This window comes from Variovorax sp. HW608, assembly GCF_900090195.1.
Lineage (GTDB): Bacteria > Pseudomonadota > Gammaproteobacteria > Burkholderiales > Burkholderiaceae_C > Variovorax.
The window spans coordinates 7,289,335-7,302,124 of the sequence record NZ_LT607803.1 but is presented as its reverse complement, the minus strand read 5'-3'; the positions used below and the strand labels follow the sequence as shown (position 1 = coordinate 7,302,124).

Below are 12,790 nucleotides of genomic sequence, written 5' to 3'. Positions count from 1 at the left end.
GCGTCCCTTCAAGGTTCGCCACCCGAAATTTGGAATGACACCTGTTCCTCAACAACGCAACAGGAGCGTTCCATGCAGACAGCAGCAAGCAGTATCCCCCGGTCGCCCTCACCGACGAATTCTCAGGCGATCAACAGCCTCTCGCCCGGCGACCGCCGGGTGCTCAACGAAAACGAACTGGCCCAGCGGTGGGGCGTCAGCCCCAAGACCCTGCAACGCTGGCGCAGCGAAGGTCGCGGCCCGCGCTACCTGAAGCTGTCCAAGCGCGTCGGCTATCCCGTGGACGCGGTCATCGAGTTCGAGCGCGAGGCGCTGCACGACTCGACGTCCGAACGCGCGGCGGTCTGAGGAGCGATGCCATGAACGACATCACTCTCTTCCCCGCCGACATCGCCGCGATGTCCGTCAGCCAGTTGGCCGCGCTGCCCGTCGCGCAAAAGGCCGAGATCGACAAGAACCTCGACGAAGCCCTCGACTGGCTCAAGAAGGCACGCGCCAAGTTCGACGCGGCGCTCGATGCTGCCTACGGCGAGCAGGCCCGCACGGCGCTGCGCGATTCCGGGCGCGACTTCGGCACCGCGCGTATCGACGACGGCGCGCTGCACATCAAGTTCGAGCTGCCCAAGAAGGTCAGTTGGGATCAGAAGAAGCTCGGCGACATCGCGGCCCACATCGTCGCCGCCGGCGACAAGGTCGAGCACTTCATCGACGTGAAGCTGGCGGTTTCCGAATCGCGCTTCACCAACTGGCCGCCGACGCTCCAGCAGGAGTTCGCTGCCGCTCGCACGGTCGAGCCGGGCAAGCCGTCTTTCACCCTTTCCCTCGATTCGGAGCACTGATCATGAGCACCAGCCTCATCGCTTTGCTGCGCAAGCAGCTGCCGTCCATCTACGGCGAACACCTCCCCGACGACATCCGCTATCGCGGCACCGATGGCCATGACGTGGTCGTGGCGCTCGACGCGGCCACGGTGGACGAACTGGCCTTCGCCATCCAGACCGCCAACGCAGAAGCCCTGGCGCTCGCCCGACGCCGCACCGCGCTGGAAGAACTCCACACTGAGGTGCGCAAGCGTGCCGCGCGCGGTGCCGACTGCATCGCCGACATCGCGTGGGAGGGCTGATCATGAGCGCGATCATCCCTTTCCAGTTCGAGGCGCACGCCGTGCGCGTGCAGGTCGACGACGCGGGCCTGCCGTGGTTCAACGCCACCGACGTATGCGATGCGCTGGAGATGGGCAACCCGTCTCAGGCGATCAAGTCCCACGTCGATGCCGATGACCTCCAGAAGTTGGAGGTCATCGACAACCTCGGTCGCACGCAGCGCGCCAACCACGTCAACGAATCGGGCCTCTACGCCCTGATCCTCGGCAGCACGAAGGAGGCCGCGAAACGCTTCAAGCGTTGGGTGACCGGCGAGGTGCTGCCCGCGATCCGCAAGACCGGCGCTTACTCCGGCCCCGGCACGCTGGCGGCCTTGCCCGCGCTGACCCACGACCGCGTCAGCGCGATCCTGCTGATCGGCGAGGCCGTGGCGAAGGTGCCGGGCGTGAAGACCGGCATTGCAATGGCGGCGACGCTGACCTGCATCCACGAGAACACGGGCCTCGCCGTCGAAACCCTGCGCCGCGCGCTGCCCGCCGCCAACGAGCCGATCTGTTCGCTCAATGCCACCCAGCTCGGCAAGCTGCTGAACCGCTCGGCCAAGGCCACGAACCAGTTGCTGGCGGCGGGTGGCTTCCAGTTCCGCAACGACCGCGACGAATGGGAACTGACCGAGGCCGGTGAAGCGTGGGCCGAGGCCATGCCGTACTCGCGCAACGGCCACAGCGGCTACCAGATTCTCTGGAATCCTGCCGTCGCCGAAGAATTGAAGGAGGTGGCGTGATGGCCCTCCCGATTATCTCCGCGCAGCAGCGGATGGCTGAGCGCAAGGGCGTCAAGCTGCTGATGCTCGGCAAATCCGGCATCGGCAAGACCACTCGGCTCAAAGACCTCGACCCGGCCACCACGCTGTTCCTCGACATCGAGGCGGGCGACCTGGCCGTGGCCGACTGGCCGGGCGACACCATCCGCCCGGCATCGTGGCCGGAGTCGCGCGACTTCTTCGTGTTCCTCGCCGGGCCGGATCGCTCACTGCCGCCGGACGCCGCGTTCTCGCAGGCGCACTACGACCACGTCATCGAGAAGTTCGGCGATCCGACGCAGCTCGACCGCTACCAGACTTTCTTCCTCGACTCGATCACGCAGCTCTCGCGCCAGTGCTTCGCGTGGTGCAAGACGCAACCGGGCGCGGTCAGCGACCGGACCGGCAAGCCCGACATGCGCGGCGCTTACGGCCAGCTCGGGCAGGAGATGGTCAGCGCCTTGACCCACCTGCAGCACGCGCGCGGCAAGAACGTGGTGTTCGTCGCCATCCTCGACGAACGGCTCGACGACTACAACCGCAAGGTGTTCGTGCCGCAGATCGAGGGCAGCAAGACCAGCCTCGAACTGCCCGGCATCGTCGACGAGGTTGTGACGCTGGCCGAGATCAAGGCCGAGGACGGCAGCGCCTACCGCGCCTTCGTCACCCACACCGTCAATCCCTACGGCTACCCGGCCAAAGACCGAAGCGGTCGTCTCGACCTGCTCGAACCGCCGAACTTGGGCGCGCTGATCGCCAAGTGCGCGGGCACTGCCGCGCCCGCCAGCGCCGCCGCCCATCCCGCCATCCCCGCATCCCACGAATCTCAGGAGTAATTGCCATGACCAGCAACTGGAACGACTTCAACGACGCCGAATCGCAGCAGTCCGGCTTCGACCTCATCCCCAAGGGCACGCTGGTGCCGGTGCGCATGACCATCAAGCCCGGTGGCCACGACGATCCCGAACAGGGCTGGGGCGGCGGCTACGCCACCGAATCCTTCGAGACCGGCTCGATCTACCTCGCCGCCGAGTTCGTCGTCACCGGCGGCGACCACGCCAAGCGCAAGATGTGGTCGAACGTCGGCCTGCACTCGAAGAAGGGACCGACCTGGGGCCAAATGGGGCGCAGCTTCATCCGCGCCGTGCTCAACAGCGCGCGCAACGTCCATCCGCAGGACAACAGCCCGCAAGCCGCCGCCGCGCGCCGCATCCAGGGCTTCCACGAACTGGACGGCATCGAGTTCCTCGCCCGCGTGGACGTCGAGAAGGACGCCAAGGGTATGGATCGCAACGTCGTCAAGCTCGCGGTCGAACCCGATCACCCCGACTACGCCAAATTCATGGGCGTGCCGCCCAAGACCAAGACCGGCGGCGGCACCTCGGGCGCTCCGGCGCAGGCCGCGCCATCGTCTTACACCGCCACTGCCACGCCCGCGCCGCAGCGCGCGCCGGTGACCGGCAAGCCCGCCTGGGCGCAGTGAGGGGGCGGATGAAATGCTGGGTCTGCAAACGACAGGCGCGCGGCTACGGTCACACCGATGGCCGGTTCAAGACCGCCGATCCGCGCCGCTACGTGATCGACTGGGTGTTCTGCTCGCGCCGCTGTCAGGACGCCTTCCACATGCTCTACGGCAACTGGATGCGCGCGAAGGAAGGACGCATCGACAAGACGGAGGTCGCCATGATCGATCCGTCTGATGTCGAGCTGGGCGCGATGCATCGGTGCCTCAAGGCCTTCGGCGAAGCGGCGAGCGAGATCGGCTTCAGCAAGCCCCTGGGCGACTACTCGGAAGCCGAAGCGCTCTCCGTCATCGACGCCATCGTCACCTGCTACACGGAAGCGATGGTCGCGCACCACGAGGCGACCAAGTTCCCACCCGTGCGCGGCATGGCCCCGACACCCGATCCTCTGGCGAACCCGTTCGCCGATCTGGAGGACGACCTTCCCTGGGAAGAGCCGAAAGGGAGGAAGCCATGATGGACTTGAACTCCTCGTCCAGCATCTCAGGCCAGATCACCGGGCTGATCGATGTCGGCATGCAGCGCGTCCGCGCGCAGCAGCCCGCGCGCGACTACCTCGGCGCGTCGCGTCTGGGCGCGGCGTGCGAGCGCGCCCTGCAGTTCGAGTACGCCAAGACTCCTGTCGATCACGGGCGCGATACCGAAGGCCGGATGCTGCGCATCTTCGAGCGCGGCCACGTCATGGAGGACTGCATGGTGGCGTGGCTGCGCGACGCGGGCTTCGACCTGCGCACGCGAAAGCCCGACGGCGGGCAGTTCGGCTTCTCCGACGCGCACGGTCGGCTGCGCGGTCACGTCGATGGCGTGATCGTCGGTGGCCCGGACGGCTTCCGCTATCCCACGCTGTGGGAGAACAAGTGCCTCGGCGCGAAGTCGTGGCGCGAGCTGGAAGCCAAAGGCCTCGCGGTCGCCAAGCCGGTGTACGCGGCGCAGGTCGCGCTCTATCAGGCGCACCTGCAACTGCACGAGCACCCGGCGTTGTTCACTGCGATCAACGCCGATTCGATGGAGATCTACGTCGAGCGGGTGCCCTTCGATGGCGCGCTCGCACAGCGCATGACGGACCGCGCGGTCAAGGTCATCTCCGCAACCGAAGCCCGTGAGCTGCTGCCGCGCGGCTTCAACAACCCCACCCATTTCGAGTGCCGCATGTGCGCGTGGCAAGACCGCTGCTGGAGGCCGACATGAGCCACATCCCTTTGAATCAGGTACTCGGTGAACAACTGATCGACGTGCGCCAAGCGGCGCTGATGTTCAACCTGCCGACCTACTGGCTTTCGCAAGCCAAGGAGCGCCAGCAGCGTCGCATTCCGCACTACCGCGTCGGCAAGCTCGTTCGCTTCAAGCCCCACGAACTGGAAGCGTGGATCGTCGCGCAGCAGCCCTCCGGCGAGGAGGCTGCGGATGCTTGATTTCAACGACACGCAACCCCCTGTTCCTCGTGACCTGGACGCCGAGCGCGAAGCGATCCGCGCCGAACTGCTGGCGCGGCTTGAGTCGGTGCTGGCCGCGCTGTTCCCCGCAGGCAGGAAGCGCGGCGGGAAGTTCCTCACCGGCGACGTGCTCGGCAGCCCGGGCGACAGCCTGGAGATCGTGCTCGATGGCGAGAAGGCGGGCCTGTGGACGGATCGCGCCACGGGCGACGGCGGCGACATCTTCGCGCTGATCGCCGCGCACCTCCGCATCGATGCCCACACCGATTTCCCGCGCGTGCTCGACGCGGCGACCGAACTGCTCGGACGCGCTCCGACGGCACCGGCGCGCAAATCGAAGAAGGAAGCGCCCGTCGACGACCTCGGCCCGGCCACCGCGAAGTGGGACTACCTCGACGCCTCCGGCAAGCTGATCGCCGTCGTCTACCGCTACGACCCGCCCGGTCGCAAGAAGGAGTTCCGTCCGTGGGATGCGCGCCGTCGCAAGATGGCTCCGCCCGATCCGCGTCCGCTCTACAACCAGCCGGGCATGGTCAGCGCATCGCTGGTGGTGCTGGTCGAAGGTGAGAAATGCGCGCAGGCGTTGATCGACGCGGGCGTCGTTGCCACGACCGCGATGCACGGCGCGAACGCCCCTGTCGAGAAAACCGACTGGTCACCGCTGGCGGGCAAGGCCGTGCTGATCTGGCCCGACCGGGACAAACCGGGCTGGGAGTACGCGACGCAAGCGGCGCAGGCCCTCCTGTCGGCGGGCGCGAAGACCTGCCACATCTTGTACCCGCCCGAGGAAGCGGCAGACGGCTGGGACGCGGCGGACGCCGTGATGGAGGGCTTCGACATCGCCGCCTTCCTCACGCACGGCCCGCGTCTCCAGATGCACGACGTCGCCGACGATGCCGAACCGGTCGTCAGCAGCGACGAATCGGTGTGGGGCACGGAGGACGCGCTGGCGCTCGCCTTCACACGGCGCTACCACCGCGACTGGCGCTACGTTGCGGCGTGGGGCCGCTGGCTGGTGTGGGACGGCCATCGCTGGCGCACCGAGGACACGCTGGCGGCCACCGACCTGATCCGCAGCGTGTGCCGCCACGCCGCCGTCCACGCCGACAACCCGAAGATCGCCGCCAAGCTCGCCACCTCCGGCACGGTCGGCGGCGTCGAACGACTGGCGCGTGCGGATCGCAGGCACGCAGCCACCACCGCCGAATGGGATGCCGATCCGTGGATGCTCAACGCGCCCGGCGGCGTGGTCGATCTCAAGACCGGCAGGCAGCGTCCGCACGACCGCGCCGACCGGATGACCAAGATCACCACGGCCACGGCGGGTGGCGACTGCCCGATCTGGCGGCAGTTCCTCGTCGAAGTCACGGGCGGCGACGCCGAGCTGCAAGCCTACCTGCAACGCATGACCGGCTACGCGCTCACCGGCTCGACGCAGGAGCACGCGCTGTTCTTCCTGTACGGCACGGGCGCGAACGGCAAGTCGGTGTTCGTCAACACGCTGGCCACGATCCTCGGCGACTACGCGGCCAACGCGCCGATGGACACGTTCATGGAAACGCGCACCGACCGGCACCCGACCGACATGGCGGGCCTGCGCGGCGCTCGCTTCGTCGCCGCCATCGAAACCGAGCAGGGGCGGCGCTGGGCGGAGTCGAAGATCAAGAACCTCACGGGTGGCGACAAGATCTCCGCGCGCTTCATGCGGCAGGACTTCTTCGAGTTCTTCCCGCAGTTCAAGCTGTTCGTCGCGGGCAATCACAAGCCCGCCATCCGCAACATCGACGAAGCGATGAAGCGGCGGCTGCACCTGATCCCGTTCACGATCACCGTGCCGCCCGAACGCCGGGACAAGCACCTCCAACAGAAGCTGCTGGCCGAGCGCGACGGCATCTTGGCGTGGGCGGTTCAGGGCTGTCTGGACTGGCAGCGTCTGGGTCGGCTCGATCCGCCGCAGCAGGTGCTCGAAGCGACCGAGGAGTATTTCGAGGCCGAGGACGCGCTGGGCCGCTGGCTCGACGAACGCTGCGTGCGCGAGGCCAACGCGAAGTCGCTGACCGCCGAGCTGTTCAACGACTGGAAGCAGTGGGCCGATTCCGCTGGCGAGTTCATCGGCTCGCAGCGCCGCTTCTCCGATCTGCTCATCACCCGCGGCGTCGAGAAGTGGCGCAACACGGCGGGCGTTCGCGGCTTCCGTGGCGTGGGCCTCAAGCACCCGCCCACGCCCGCTTACACCCCATACGCCGACGACTGAGCGCCATGCCGACGCATCCGACTGACGCATTTGACGCACCACGTCGTAACTTCCCCCGCGCGCGTGCGCGTGCACACGCCTCATGGGAGTTTCGATACCGCGCGTCGGATGCGTCAGTCCTCACCGAACAAGGACTGCAACCATGACCACGACCATCCTCGCTCTCGACTTGGGCACCACCACCGGCTGGGCGCTGCGCGGCAGCGACGGCCACATCACCAGCGGCTCCGAGAGCTTCCGTCCGCAACGCTTCGAAGGCGGCGGCATGCGCTTCCTGCGTTTCAAACGATGGCTCACGGAACTGAAGGCCGTGGCCGACGGCATCGACGCGCTGCACTTCGAGGAGGTGCGCCGCCACGTCTCGACCGACGCGGCGCACGCCTACGGCGGCTTCCTCGCCACGCTCACCGCGTGGTGCGAGCACCACCAGATTCCGTATCAGGGCGTACCGGTCGGCACGATCAAGAAGCACGCCACCGGCAAAGGCAACGCGGGCAAGGAGGAGGTGATCGCGGCGATCCGTACGCGCGGCCACACGCCCGGCGACGACGACGAAGCCGACGCGCTGGCGCTGCTGCACTGGGCCATCGCGCAGCACGATCTGGAACAGGAGGCGTGAGATGAAGATTCCCACGCCCACCTATCGCTGCCCGTTGGGCCGCGTGCAACCCGAGACCACTGACCTCGAGGCGATGAAGCAACGCGGCTGGCGCGACCAGCACATCCTCGTCGTCAACGCCGCCGACGAACGCCTGGACTTCATCGAGCGCGAGTTCATCCGGCGCATCGGCGAGCGACTCTACGGAGGAGCACGTCATGGCTGACCGTCGAACAGTGTGGACGATTGACGACGTGGCCGCGCGCTTCGAGGAAGCCGCCAGCACCGGACGACGCCTGCCGCCCGTGCGTGTGCAGGGCTACTTCAACACGTGGCCAATCATCGTGCGCAAGGAGTGGGAGGCCTTCGCTGCCGACGAGCATGTCTACCGACCGTTCCCTCCGACGCCGGATGCCATCGACCGGATGCTGGAGACGATGAAGTGGGTGCAGTGGCTGGAGGTCGAGCAACGGCATCTGGTGTGGATGCGTGCCAAGCGATACGGCTGGCGCGACATCACCATCCGCTTCGCCTGCGACCGAACGACGGCATGGCGGCGCTGGCAGCGTGCCTTGCAGACGGTCACCGACCAGCTCAACGGCGTCGTCACCGCGTAGGGTTTTGGCGTGATTTGGCGCGCGTGGTTGGCAATGCGGGCGCATCGGCGGCAGTGAGCGGTTTTTGAGCGTGCAACAAATCACCCCGGCCACGCGTAGTATTCGAGCTATCTTCTGGACAGCGGTGACGGCGCGGCGAGCGGCCCGAGGCGAAACGGGTCCTTCCTCCCGAAAATCCAATGCGGGGGGCGCGAGCGCGACGCTTTTCTAGCGTCAGGGTGCGAACCGAGGTTCGCACGGTTCGCAGGTTCGCACCCCGTCCAGTTCGCACCTCTCACTCCAACCCGCCCACGGCATCGTTCGTCGGCGGGTTTCGTTTTTCCGGAACCCGAAACCTTGAACTCTTTGAACGTCGAGTACCGCAAGGTCGAGACGCTGATCCCCTACGCCCGCAACCCGCGCACGCACACCGAAGCGCAGATCGCCAAGATCGCGGCCAGCATCGTCGAGTACGGCTGGACGAACCCGATCCTGGTCGATGGCGGCAACGGCATCATCGCCGGACACGGGCGGTTGGCTGCGGCGCACAAGCTGGGCATGACCGAGGTGCCCGTGATCGAACTGGCGCATCTGTCCTCAGCGCAGAAGCGCGCCTACGTCATTGCCGACAATCGGCTGGCGCTAGACGCGGGATGGGACGAGGAGATGCTGGCCTTGGAACTGGCCGAGCTGTCCGAGGCTGGATACGAGCTGGCGCTCACCGGCTTCGAGGATGGCGAGCTGCAAGACCTGCTGAACAGCGCCGAAGAACCGGAGGCCGGCGCGCAGGAAGACGAAGCGGCGGATGACGCCGACGACGTGCCGGAGGTTCCGGCCACGCCGGTGTCCCGCGCGGGCGACGTCTGGGCCATCGGTGCGCATCGCCTGATCTGCGGTGACGCCGCCGACGCCGACGTGGTCGCCACGCTGATGGCGGCCGAGCGCGCGGCGCTGTGCTTCACCTCGCCGCCCTACGGCAACCAGCGCGACTACACCACTGGCGGCATCGCCGATTGGGATGTGCTGATGCGCGGCGTGTTCGCGCAACTACCGATGACCGACGACGGCCAGGTGCTGGTCAACCTCGGCCTGATCCACCGCGACAACGAGTTCGTTCCGTATTGGGAGATGTGGCTCGGTTGGATGCGGACGAAGGGCTGGCGGTGCTTCGGTTGGTACGTCTGGGATCAGGGGCCAGGAATGCCCGGCGACTGGCAGGGCCGCTTCGCGCCCAGCTTCGAGTTCGTGTTCCATTTCAACCGCGCCAGCCGCAAGCCCAACAAGATCGTGCCCTGCAAATTCGCCGGGCAGGAAACCCACCTGCGCGCCGATGGTTCGTCCACCGCGATGCGCGGCAAGGATGGCGAGGTCAACGGCTGGACGCACGCAGGTCAGCCGACGCAGGACATGCGCATCCCCGACTCGGTGATCCGCGTGATGCGGCACAAGGGCAAGATCGGCGAAGGCATCGACCATCCAGCTGTGTTCCCGGTCGCGCTGCCGCAGTTCGTCATCGAAGCGTTCAGCGCCACGGGTGATCTGGTGTTCGAGCCGTTCGGCGGCAGCGGCAGCACGATGCTGGCCGCGCAGCGCACCGGGCGCGTCTGCCGCTCGGTCGAGATTGCGCCGGAGTACGTCGATGTCGCCATCCGGCGCTTCCGGCAGAACCACCCGGAGGTGGCGGTCACGCTGCTGGCCACGGGTCAGACCTTCGACGAGGTCGAGGGCGAGCGCATCGAGGAGGTCGTGGCATGACCAGCTCGTGGCTCGTCGACAAAATCGAGCAGTGGCCGACGGCCAAACTCGTACCTTACGCACGCAACGCCCGGACGCACAGCGATCCGCAGGTGGCGCAGATCGCCGCCAGCATCGTGGAGTTCGGATTCACCAACCCCATCCTCGCGGGCAGCGACGGCGTGATCGTCGCCGGTCACGGACGGCTCGCCGCCGCGCAGAAACTCGGCCTCGCCGTGGTGCCGGTGGTCGTGCTCGACCATCTGACGCCGACGCAGCGCCGCGCTCTCGTCATCGCGGACAACCGCATCGCCGAGAACGCGGGGTGGGACGACGAACTTCTGCGCATCGAGCTGGAGGCCTTGCACAATGAAGGCTTCGATCTCGACCTGACCGGTTTCGACACCGACGCGCTGGCCGAACTGATGGCGGGCGACGAGCCGGTCAACGAAGGCCAGACCGACGAGGACGCCGTTCCCGACGTGGGCGATGCGCCCGTGTCCCGGCCCGGCGACGTCTGGCAGCTCGGCCCACATCGGTTGCTGTGTGGCGATGCAACCGTTGCCGCGAGCTACGAGGCCTTGCTCGACGGCGAGCAGGTGGACATGGTCTTCACCGATCCGCCGTACAACGTGAACTACGCCAACAGCGCCAAGGACAAGATGCGTGGCAAGGATCGCGCGATCCTCAACGACAACCTGGGCGATGGCTTCTACGACTTCCTCCTGGCGGCGCTGACGCCGACGGTCGCCCACTGCCGTGGCGCGATCTACGTGGCGATGTCTTCCAGCGAATTGGATACGCTGCAATCGGCTTTCCGCGCGGCGGGCGGCCACTGGTCGACCTTCATCATCTGGGCCAAGAACACCTTCACGCTGGGCCGCGCCGATTACCAGCGCCAGTACGAGCCAATCCTCTACGGATGGCCCGAAGGCGGCGAGCGCCACTGGTGCGGCGACCGCGATCAGGGCGATGTGTGGCAAATCAAGAAGCCGCAGAAGAACGATCTGCATCCGACGATGAAGCCGGTCGAGCTGGTCGAGCGCGCACTGCGCAACTCCAGCCGTCTGGGCAACGTGGTGCTCGATCCCTTCGGCGGTTCCGGCACGACGCTGATCGCCGCCGAGAAATCCGGGCGCGTCGCACGCCTCATCGAACTCGACCCCAAATACGTCGATGTGATCGTGCGCCGGTGGCAGGACTGGACGGGCAAGCTGGCCACCCGCGAGGCGGATGGCGTGCCGTTCGATCAGGCGGCGAGCGACTCGTCGATGATCTCGCAGTGAATCACGAAGCCCGTCAGGTAGGGCAAGCCGCGCGGGATGCCGTACTGCTTGCTGGTCTGGCGGCCAATCGTCCAGCCCATCCACTGCTGGGTGGCGGTGCTGATCGCGTCCGCCAGGGTCTGGCCACGGTACAGCCCGTTCTGCACATCGTCCGCAAAGTGGCGGCCGTGGCGGCTGTCGAGGAAGATCCGCACCGATTCGAGGGGCTGGTTCGTGGCGTCCGAAATGGCATTCATCGCCAAGGGCCACGCGGCGCTGGCGTGTTCGTTCATCGTGCCCCAAAAGCCCCAGGCTTCGTTCTGGGTGGCGGGGATCTGGTTGGTGCTGGTCATCTTGGCCTTCTGCGGGTTGATCGTTGAGATGTCCGTAGTAACGCGCTGTTCGATTGAGAAGCCAAGCTGTTCTTGGTCTCCTTTTCGATCAATTCCGATCACCCGAGACGGGCCACGTAGCGGGCGTAATCTCCGCCCTCGGGGTTGATGTAAAGGAAGGGTCTTCCGGGTGCAGTGACCTCGACGCAGAGATAACCCTCGCCGGTGCCACCGCCCTTGCCGCGCAGCCAGTCGCGTGAAACAAGCAGGCTGCGCGCGAAGGCGTCGAATTCGGCGGTGGTGAGTTCCTTGGTCTCGGTGATGTAGACCTTGTGCTGATCGCGTCCGCCCAGTTCGCCGAGGTCGGCAGGCTTGCGTGAAAACGGCAGGCGGATGCTCAGTTCCTCGACCTGGAGGCTCTGGCCCCCAAACTCCAGGGTGAGTGGGATGCGTTCGACGGTGATGGTCATGGTGCTCATTGCGGTTCTCCTTGTGGGGCGTCGTCAATCACGACACCAGCATGAACGCGCTGTTCAAGCTGGAAGCCAAGCGTGTTGTGCTTGGCTTTCCGACCGTCTCTATCAAGCCACTCGGTAGATGCGCTCGCCGCCCTGTGCCTTGTCGGAAGTGATGGTCAGGCCCAGCTTCTTCTTGAAGGCTCCGGCGAAGGTGCCGCGCACCGTGTGCTGCTGCCAGCCGGTGGCGTCGCAGATCTGGCGGATGGTCGCGCCTTCGGGGCGCTGGAGCATCCGGATGACCTCGGCCTGCTTGCTGTTCTCGCGGATGCGGGGCGCGTCCTTGGGCTGTTGCTTCCAAGTGGCTTCGGCGGCGGCGACGTCCTGCTCCAGTTCGGCGTCGAACTCCTGCGTTGGCTGCGTCTTTTCGGGGCGTTTCATGCCCAGTGCGTCGTAGCCCGCGTCGGCGACGCGCCAGCCCTCGCCGTCGGGCGTGATGAAGGCGCGGTTGGCCATGCCTTCCAGCACTTTCTTGCGCGCGCCACCTTTGACGTTGTCGGGGAACCAATCGATCTTGCCGCCACTGGCGTTGATGGCCTTGGCGAGGATGGCGTGCTGGGCTGGGGTGAGTTGGGTGGTGCTCATGGTCTGCTCCTTTGCAGTGGTTGATTGGGATCGTGATGAACGCGCTGCTT

Annotated in this window: 18 protein-coding genes; 15 read left to right on the top strand and 3 right to left on the bottom strand. The window is 66.6% G+C overall.

Annotated features, from left to right (window positions below):
- Positions 1–72 precede the first annotated feature (72 nt).
- The 15 genes from VAR608DRAFT_RS34595 (at position 73) to VAR608DRAFT_RS34525 (ending at position 11,329) form a co-directional block, all read left to right on the top strand.
- On the top strand, positions 73–348 hold the full coding sequence (locus tag VAR608DRAFT_RS34595) for a helix-turn-helix transcriptional regulator (RefSeq protein WP_088958171.1): 276 nt from the start codon (positions 73–75) through the stop codon (positions 346–348).
- Between the two features lie 11 nt (positions 349–359).
- Positions 360–839 carry a hypothetical protein gene (locus VAR608DRAFT_RS34590; RefSeq protein WP_088958170.1) on the top strand — a complete coding sequence of 160 codons (480 nt, stop codon included), beginning with the start codon at positions 360–362 and terminating at the stop codon, positions 837–839.
- A 2-nt stretch (positions 840–841) separates the two neighbouring features.
- Positions 842–1,123 carry a hypothetical protein gene (locus tag VAR608DRAFT_RS34585; RefSeq protein ID WP_088958169.1) on the top strand — a complete coding sequence of 94 codons (282 nt, stop codon included), beginning with the start codon at positions 842–844 and terminating at the stop codon, positions 1,121–1,123.
- A gap of 2 nt (positions 1,124–1,125) precedes the next feature.
- Entirely contained in the window at positions 1,126–1,887 is a 762-nt protein-coding gene (locus VAR608DRAFT_RS34580) for a BRO-N domain-containing protein (RefSeq protein ID WP_088958168.1), read from the top strand.
- Positions 1,887–2,741 (top strand): ATP-binding protein, encoded by an 855-nt coding sequence (locus VAR608DRAFT_RS34575; protein WP_172843941.1) that lies wholly within the window; start codon positions 1,887–1,889, stop codon positions 2,739–2,741. Before VAR608DRAFT_RS34580 ends, VAR608DRAFT_RS34575 begins: the two co-directional genes overlap by 1 nt.
- A 5-nt stretch (positions 2,742–2,746) precedes the next feature.
- Positions 2,747–3,388: a hypothetical protein gene (locus VAR608DRAFT_RS34570; protein WP_088958166.1), complete on the top strand. Its 642-nt coding sequence runs from the start codon at positions 2,747–2,749 to the stop codon at positions 3,386–3,388.
- Positions 3,389–3,396: 8 nt separating this feature from the next.
- Positions 3,397–3,885 (top strand): DUF6511 domain-containing protein, encoded by a 489-nt coding sequence (locus tag VAR608DRAFT_RS34565; RefSeq protein WP_088958165.1) that lies wholly within the window; start codon positions 3,397–3,399, stop codon positions 3,883–3,885.
- A complete protein-coding gene (locus VAR608DRAFT_RS34560) occupies positions 3,882–4,616 on the top strand; it encodes a hypothetical protein (RefSeq protein WP_088958164.1) in 735 nt (244 codons plus the stop codon). The genes VAR608DRAFT_RS34565 and VAR608DRAFT_RS34560 overlap by 4 nt, the downstream gene beginning before the upstream one ends.
- Positions 4,613–4,840: a helix-turn-helix domain-containing protein gene (locus tag VAR608DRAFT_RS34555; protein ID WP_088958163.1), complete on the top strand. Its 228-nt coding sequence runs from the start codon at positions 4,613–4,615 to the stop codon at positions 4,838–4,840. Before VAR608DRAFT_RS34560 ends, VAR608DRAFT_RS34555 begins: the two co-directional genes overlap by 4 nt.
- The gene (locus VAR608DRAFT_RS34550) at positions 4,833–7,115 is read left to right on the top strand and encodes a phage/plasmid primase, P4 family (RefSeq protein ID WP_088958162.1); all 2,283 of its coding nucleotides are present in this window, start codon (positions 4,833–4,835) and stop codon (positions 7,113–7,115) included. Before VAR608DRAFT_RS34555 ends, VAR608DRAFT_RS34550 begins: the two co-directional genes overlap by 8 nt.
- 142 nt (positions 7,116–7,257) lie before the next feature.
- Complete coding sequence (locus tag VAR608DRAFT_RS34545; protein WP_088958161.1) at positions 7,258–7,734, top strand: crossover junction endodeoxyribonuclease RuvC; 477 nt, start codon at positions 7,258–7,260, stop codon at positions 7,732–7,734.
- Between the two features lies 1 nt (position 7,735).
- Entirely contained in the window at positions 7,736–7,939 is a 204-nt protein-coding gene (locus tag VAR608DRAFT_RS34540; protein WP_088958160.1) for a hypothetical protein, read from the top strand.
- Entirely contained in the window at positions 7,932–8,330 is a 399-nt protein-coding gene (locus VAR608DRAFT_RS34535) for a DUF6362 family protein (RefSeq protein WP_088958159.1), read from the top strand. Before VAR608DRAFT_RS34540 ends, VAR608DRAFT_RS34535 begins: the two co-directional genes overlap by 8 nt.
- Positions 8,331–8,666: 336 nt before the next feature.
- Positions 8,667–10,064 (top strand): site-specific DNA-methyltransferase, encoded by a 1,398-nt coding sequence (locus VAR608DRAFT_RS34530; RefSeq protein ID WP_088958158.1) that lies wholly within the window; start codon positions 8,667–8,669, stop codon positions 10,062–10,064.
- Positions 10,061–11,329: a site-specific DNA-methyltransferase gene (locus VAR608DRAFT_RS34525; protein ID WP_088958157.1), complete on the top strand. Its 1,269-nt coding sequence runs from the start codon at positions 10,061–10,063 to the stop codon at positions 11,327–11,329. The genes VAR608DRAFT_RS34530 and VAR608DRAFT_RS34525 overlap by 4 nt, the downstream gene beginning before the upstream one ends.
- On the opposite strand, the gene VAR608DRAFT_RS34520 is transcribed toward VAR608DRAFT_RS34525, so the two are convergent.
- The 3 genes from VAR608DRAFT_RS34520 to VAR608DRAFT_RS34510 all read right to left on the bottom strand — a co-directional run bounded on the left by VAR608DRAFT_RS34520 (position 11,293) and on the right by VAR608DRAFT_RS34510 (position 12,740).
- On the bottom strand, positions 11,293–11,661 hold the full coding sequence (locus VAR608DRAFT_RS34520; protein ID WP_088958156.1) for a hypothetical protein: 369 nt from the start codon (positions 11,659–11,661) through the stop codon (positions 11,293–11,295). The genes VAR608DRAFT_RS34525 and VAR608DRAFT_RS34520 overlap by 37 nt on opposite strands.
- Before the next feature lie 98 nt (positions 11,662–11,759).
- Positions 11,760–12,119 carry a hypothetical protein gene (locus tag VAR608DRAFT_RS34515; RefSeq protein WP_088958155.1) on the bottom strand — a complete coding sequence of 120 codons (360 nt, stop codon included), beginning with the start codon at positions 12,117–12,119 and terminating at the stop codon, positions 11,760–11,762.
- 102 nt (positions 12,120–12,221) lie between these two features.
- Positions 12,222–12,740 (bottom strand): DUF3489 domain-containing protein, encoded by a 519-nt coding sequence (locus tag VAR608DRAFT_RS34510; protein ID WP_088958154.1) that lies wholly within the window; start codon positions 12,738–12,740, stop codon positions 12,222–12,224.
- Positions 12,741–12,790: the final 50 nt, after the last annotated feature.

Excerpts from the sequence above, each read along its gene's own strand:
- VAR608DRAFT_RS34595 (WP_088958171.1), top strand. The coding sequence starts at position 73 with ATGCAGACAGCAGCAAGCAGTATCCCCCGGTCGCCCTCACCGACGAAT.
- VAR608DRAFT_RS34590 (WP_088958170.1), top strand. The coding sequence starts at position 360 with ATGAACGACATCACTCTCTTCCCCGCCGACATCGCCGCGATGTCCGTC.
- VAR608DRAFT_RS34585 (WP_088958169.1), top strand. The coding sequence starts at position 842 with ATGAGCACCAGCCTCATCGCTTTGCTGCGCAAGCAGCTGCCGTCCATC.
- VAR608DRAFT_RS34580 (WP_088958168.1), top strand. The coding sequence starts at position 1,126 with ATGAGCGCGATCATCCCTTTCCAGTTCGAGGCGCACGCCGTGCGCGTG.
- VAR608DRAFT_RS34575 (WP_172843941.1), top strand. The coding sequence starts at position 1,887 with ATGGCCCTCCCGATTATCTCCGCGCAGCAGCGGATGGCTGAGCGCAAG.
- VAR608DRAFT_RS34570 (WP_088958166.1), top strand. The coding sequence starts at position 2,747 with ATGACCAGCAACTGGAACGACTTCAACGACGCCGAATCGCAGCAGTCC.
- VAR608DRAFT_RS34565 (WP_088958165.1), top strand. The coding sequence starts at position 3,397 with ATGAAATGCTGGGTCTGCAAACGACAGGCGCGCGGCTACGGTCACACC.
- VAR608DRAFT_RS34560 (WP_088958164.1), top strand. The coding sequence starts at position 3,882 with ATGATGGACTTGAACTCCTCGTCCAGCATCTCAGGCCAGATCACCGGG.
- VAR608DRAFT_RS34555 (WP_088958163.1), top strand. The coding sequence starts at position 4,613 with ATGAGCCACATCCCTTTGAATCAGGTACTCGGTGAACAACTGATCGAC.
- VAR608DRAFT_RS34550 (WP_088958162.1), top strand. The coding sequence starts at position 4,833 with ATGCTTGATTTCAACGACACGCAACCCCCTGTTCCTCGTGACCTGGAC.
- VAR608DRAFT_RS34545 (WP_088958161.1), top strand. The coding sequence starts at position 7,258 with ATGACCACGACCATCCTCGCTCTCGACTTGGGCACCACCACCGGCTGG.
- VAR608DRAFT_RS34540 (WP_088958160.1), top strand. The coding sequence starts at position 7,736 with ATGAAGATTCCCACGCCCACCTATCGCTGCCCGTTGGGCCGCGTGCAA.
- VAR608DRAFT_RS34535 (WP_088958159.1), top strand. The coding sequence starts at position 7,932 with ATGGCTGACCGTCGAACAGTGTGGACGATTGACGACGTGGCCGCGCGC.
- VAR608DRAFT_RS34525 (WP_088958157.1), top strand. The coding sequence starts at position 10,061 with ATGACCAGCTCGTGGCTCGTCGACAAAATCGAGCAGTGGCCGACGGCC.
- VAR608DRAFT_RS34520 (WP_088958156.1), bottom strand. The coding sequence starts at position 11,661 with ATGACCAGCACCAACCAGATCCCCGCCACCCAGAACGAAGCCTGGGGC.
- VAR608DRAFT_RS34515 (WP_088958155.1), bottom strand. The coding sequence starts at position 12,119 with ATGAGCACCATGACCATCACCGTCGAACGCATCCCACTCACCCTGGAG.
- VAR608DRAFT_RS34510 (WP_088958154.1), bottom strand. The coding sequence starts at position 12,740 with ATGAGCACCACCCAACTCACCCCAGCCCAGCACGCCATCCTCGCCAAG.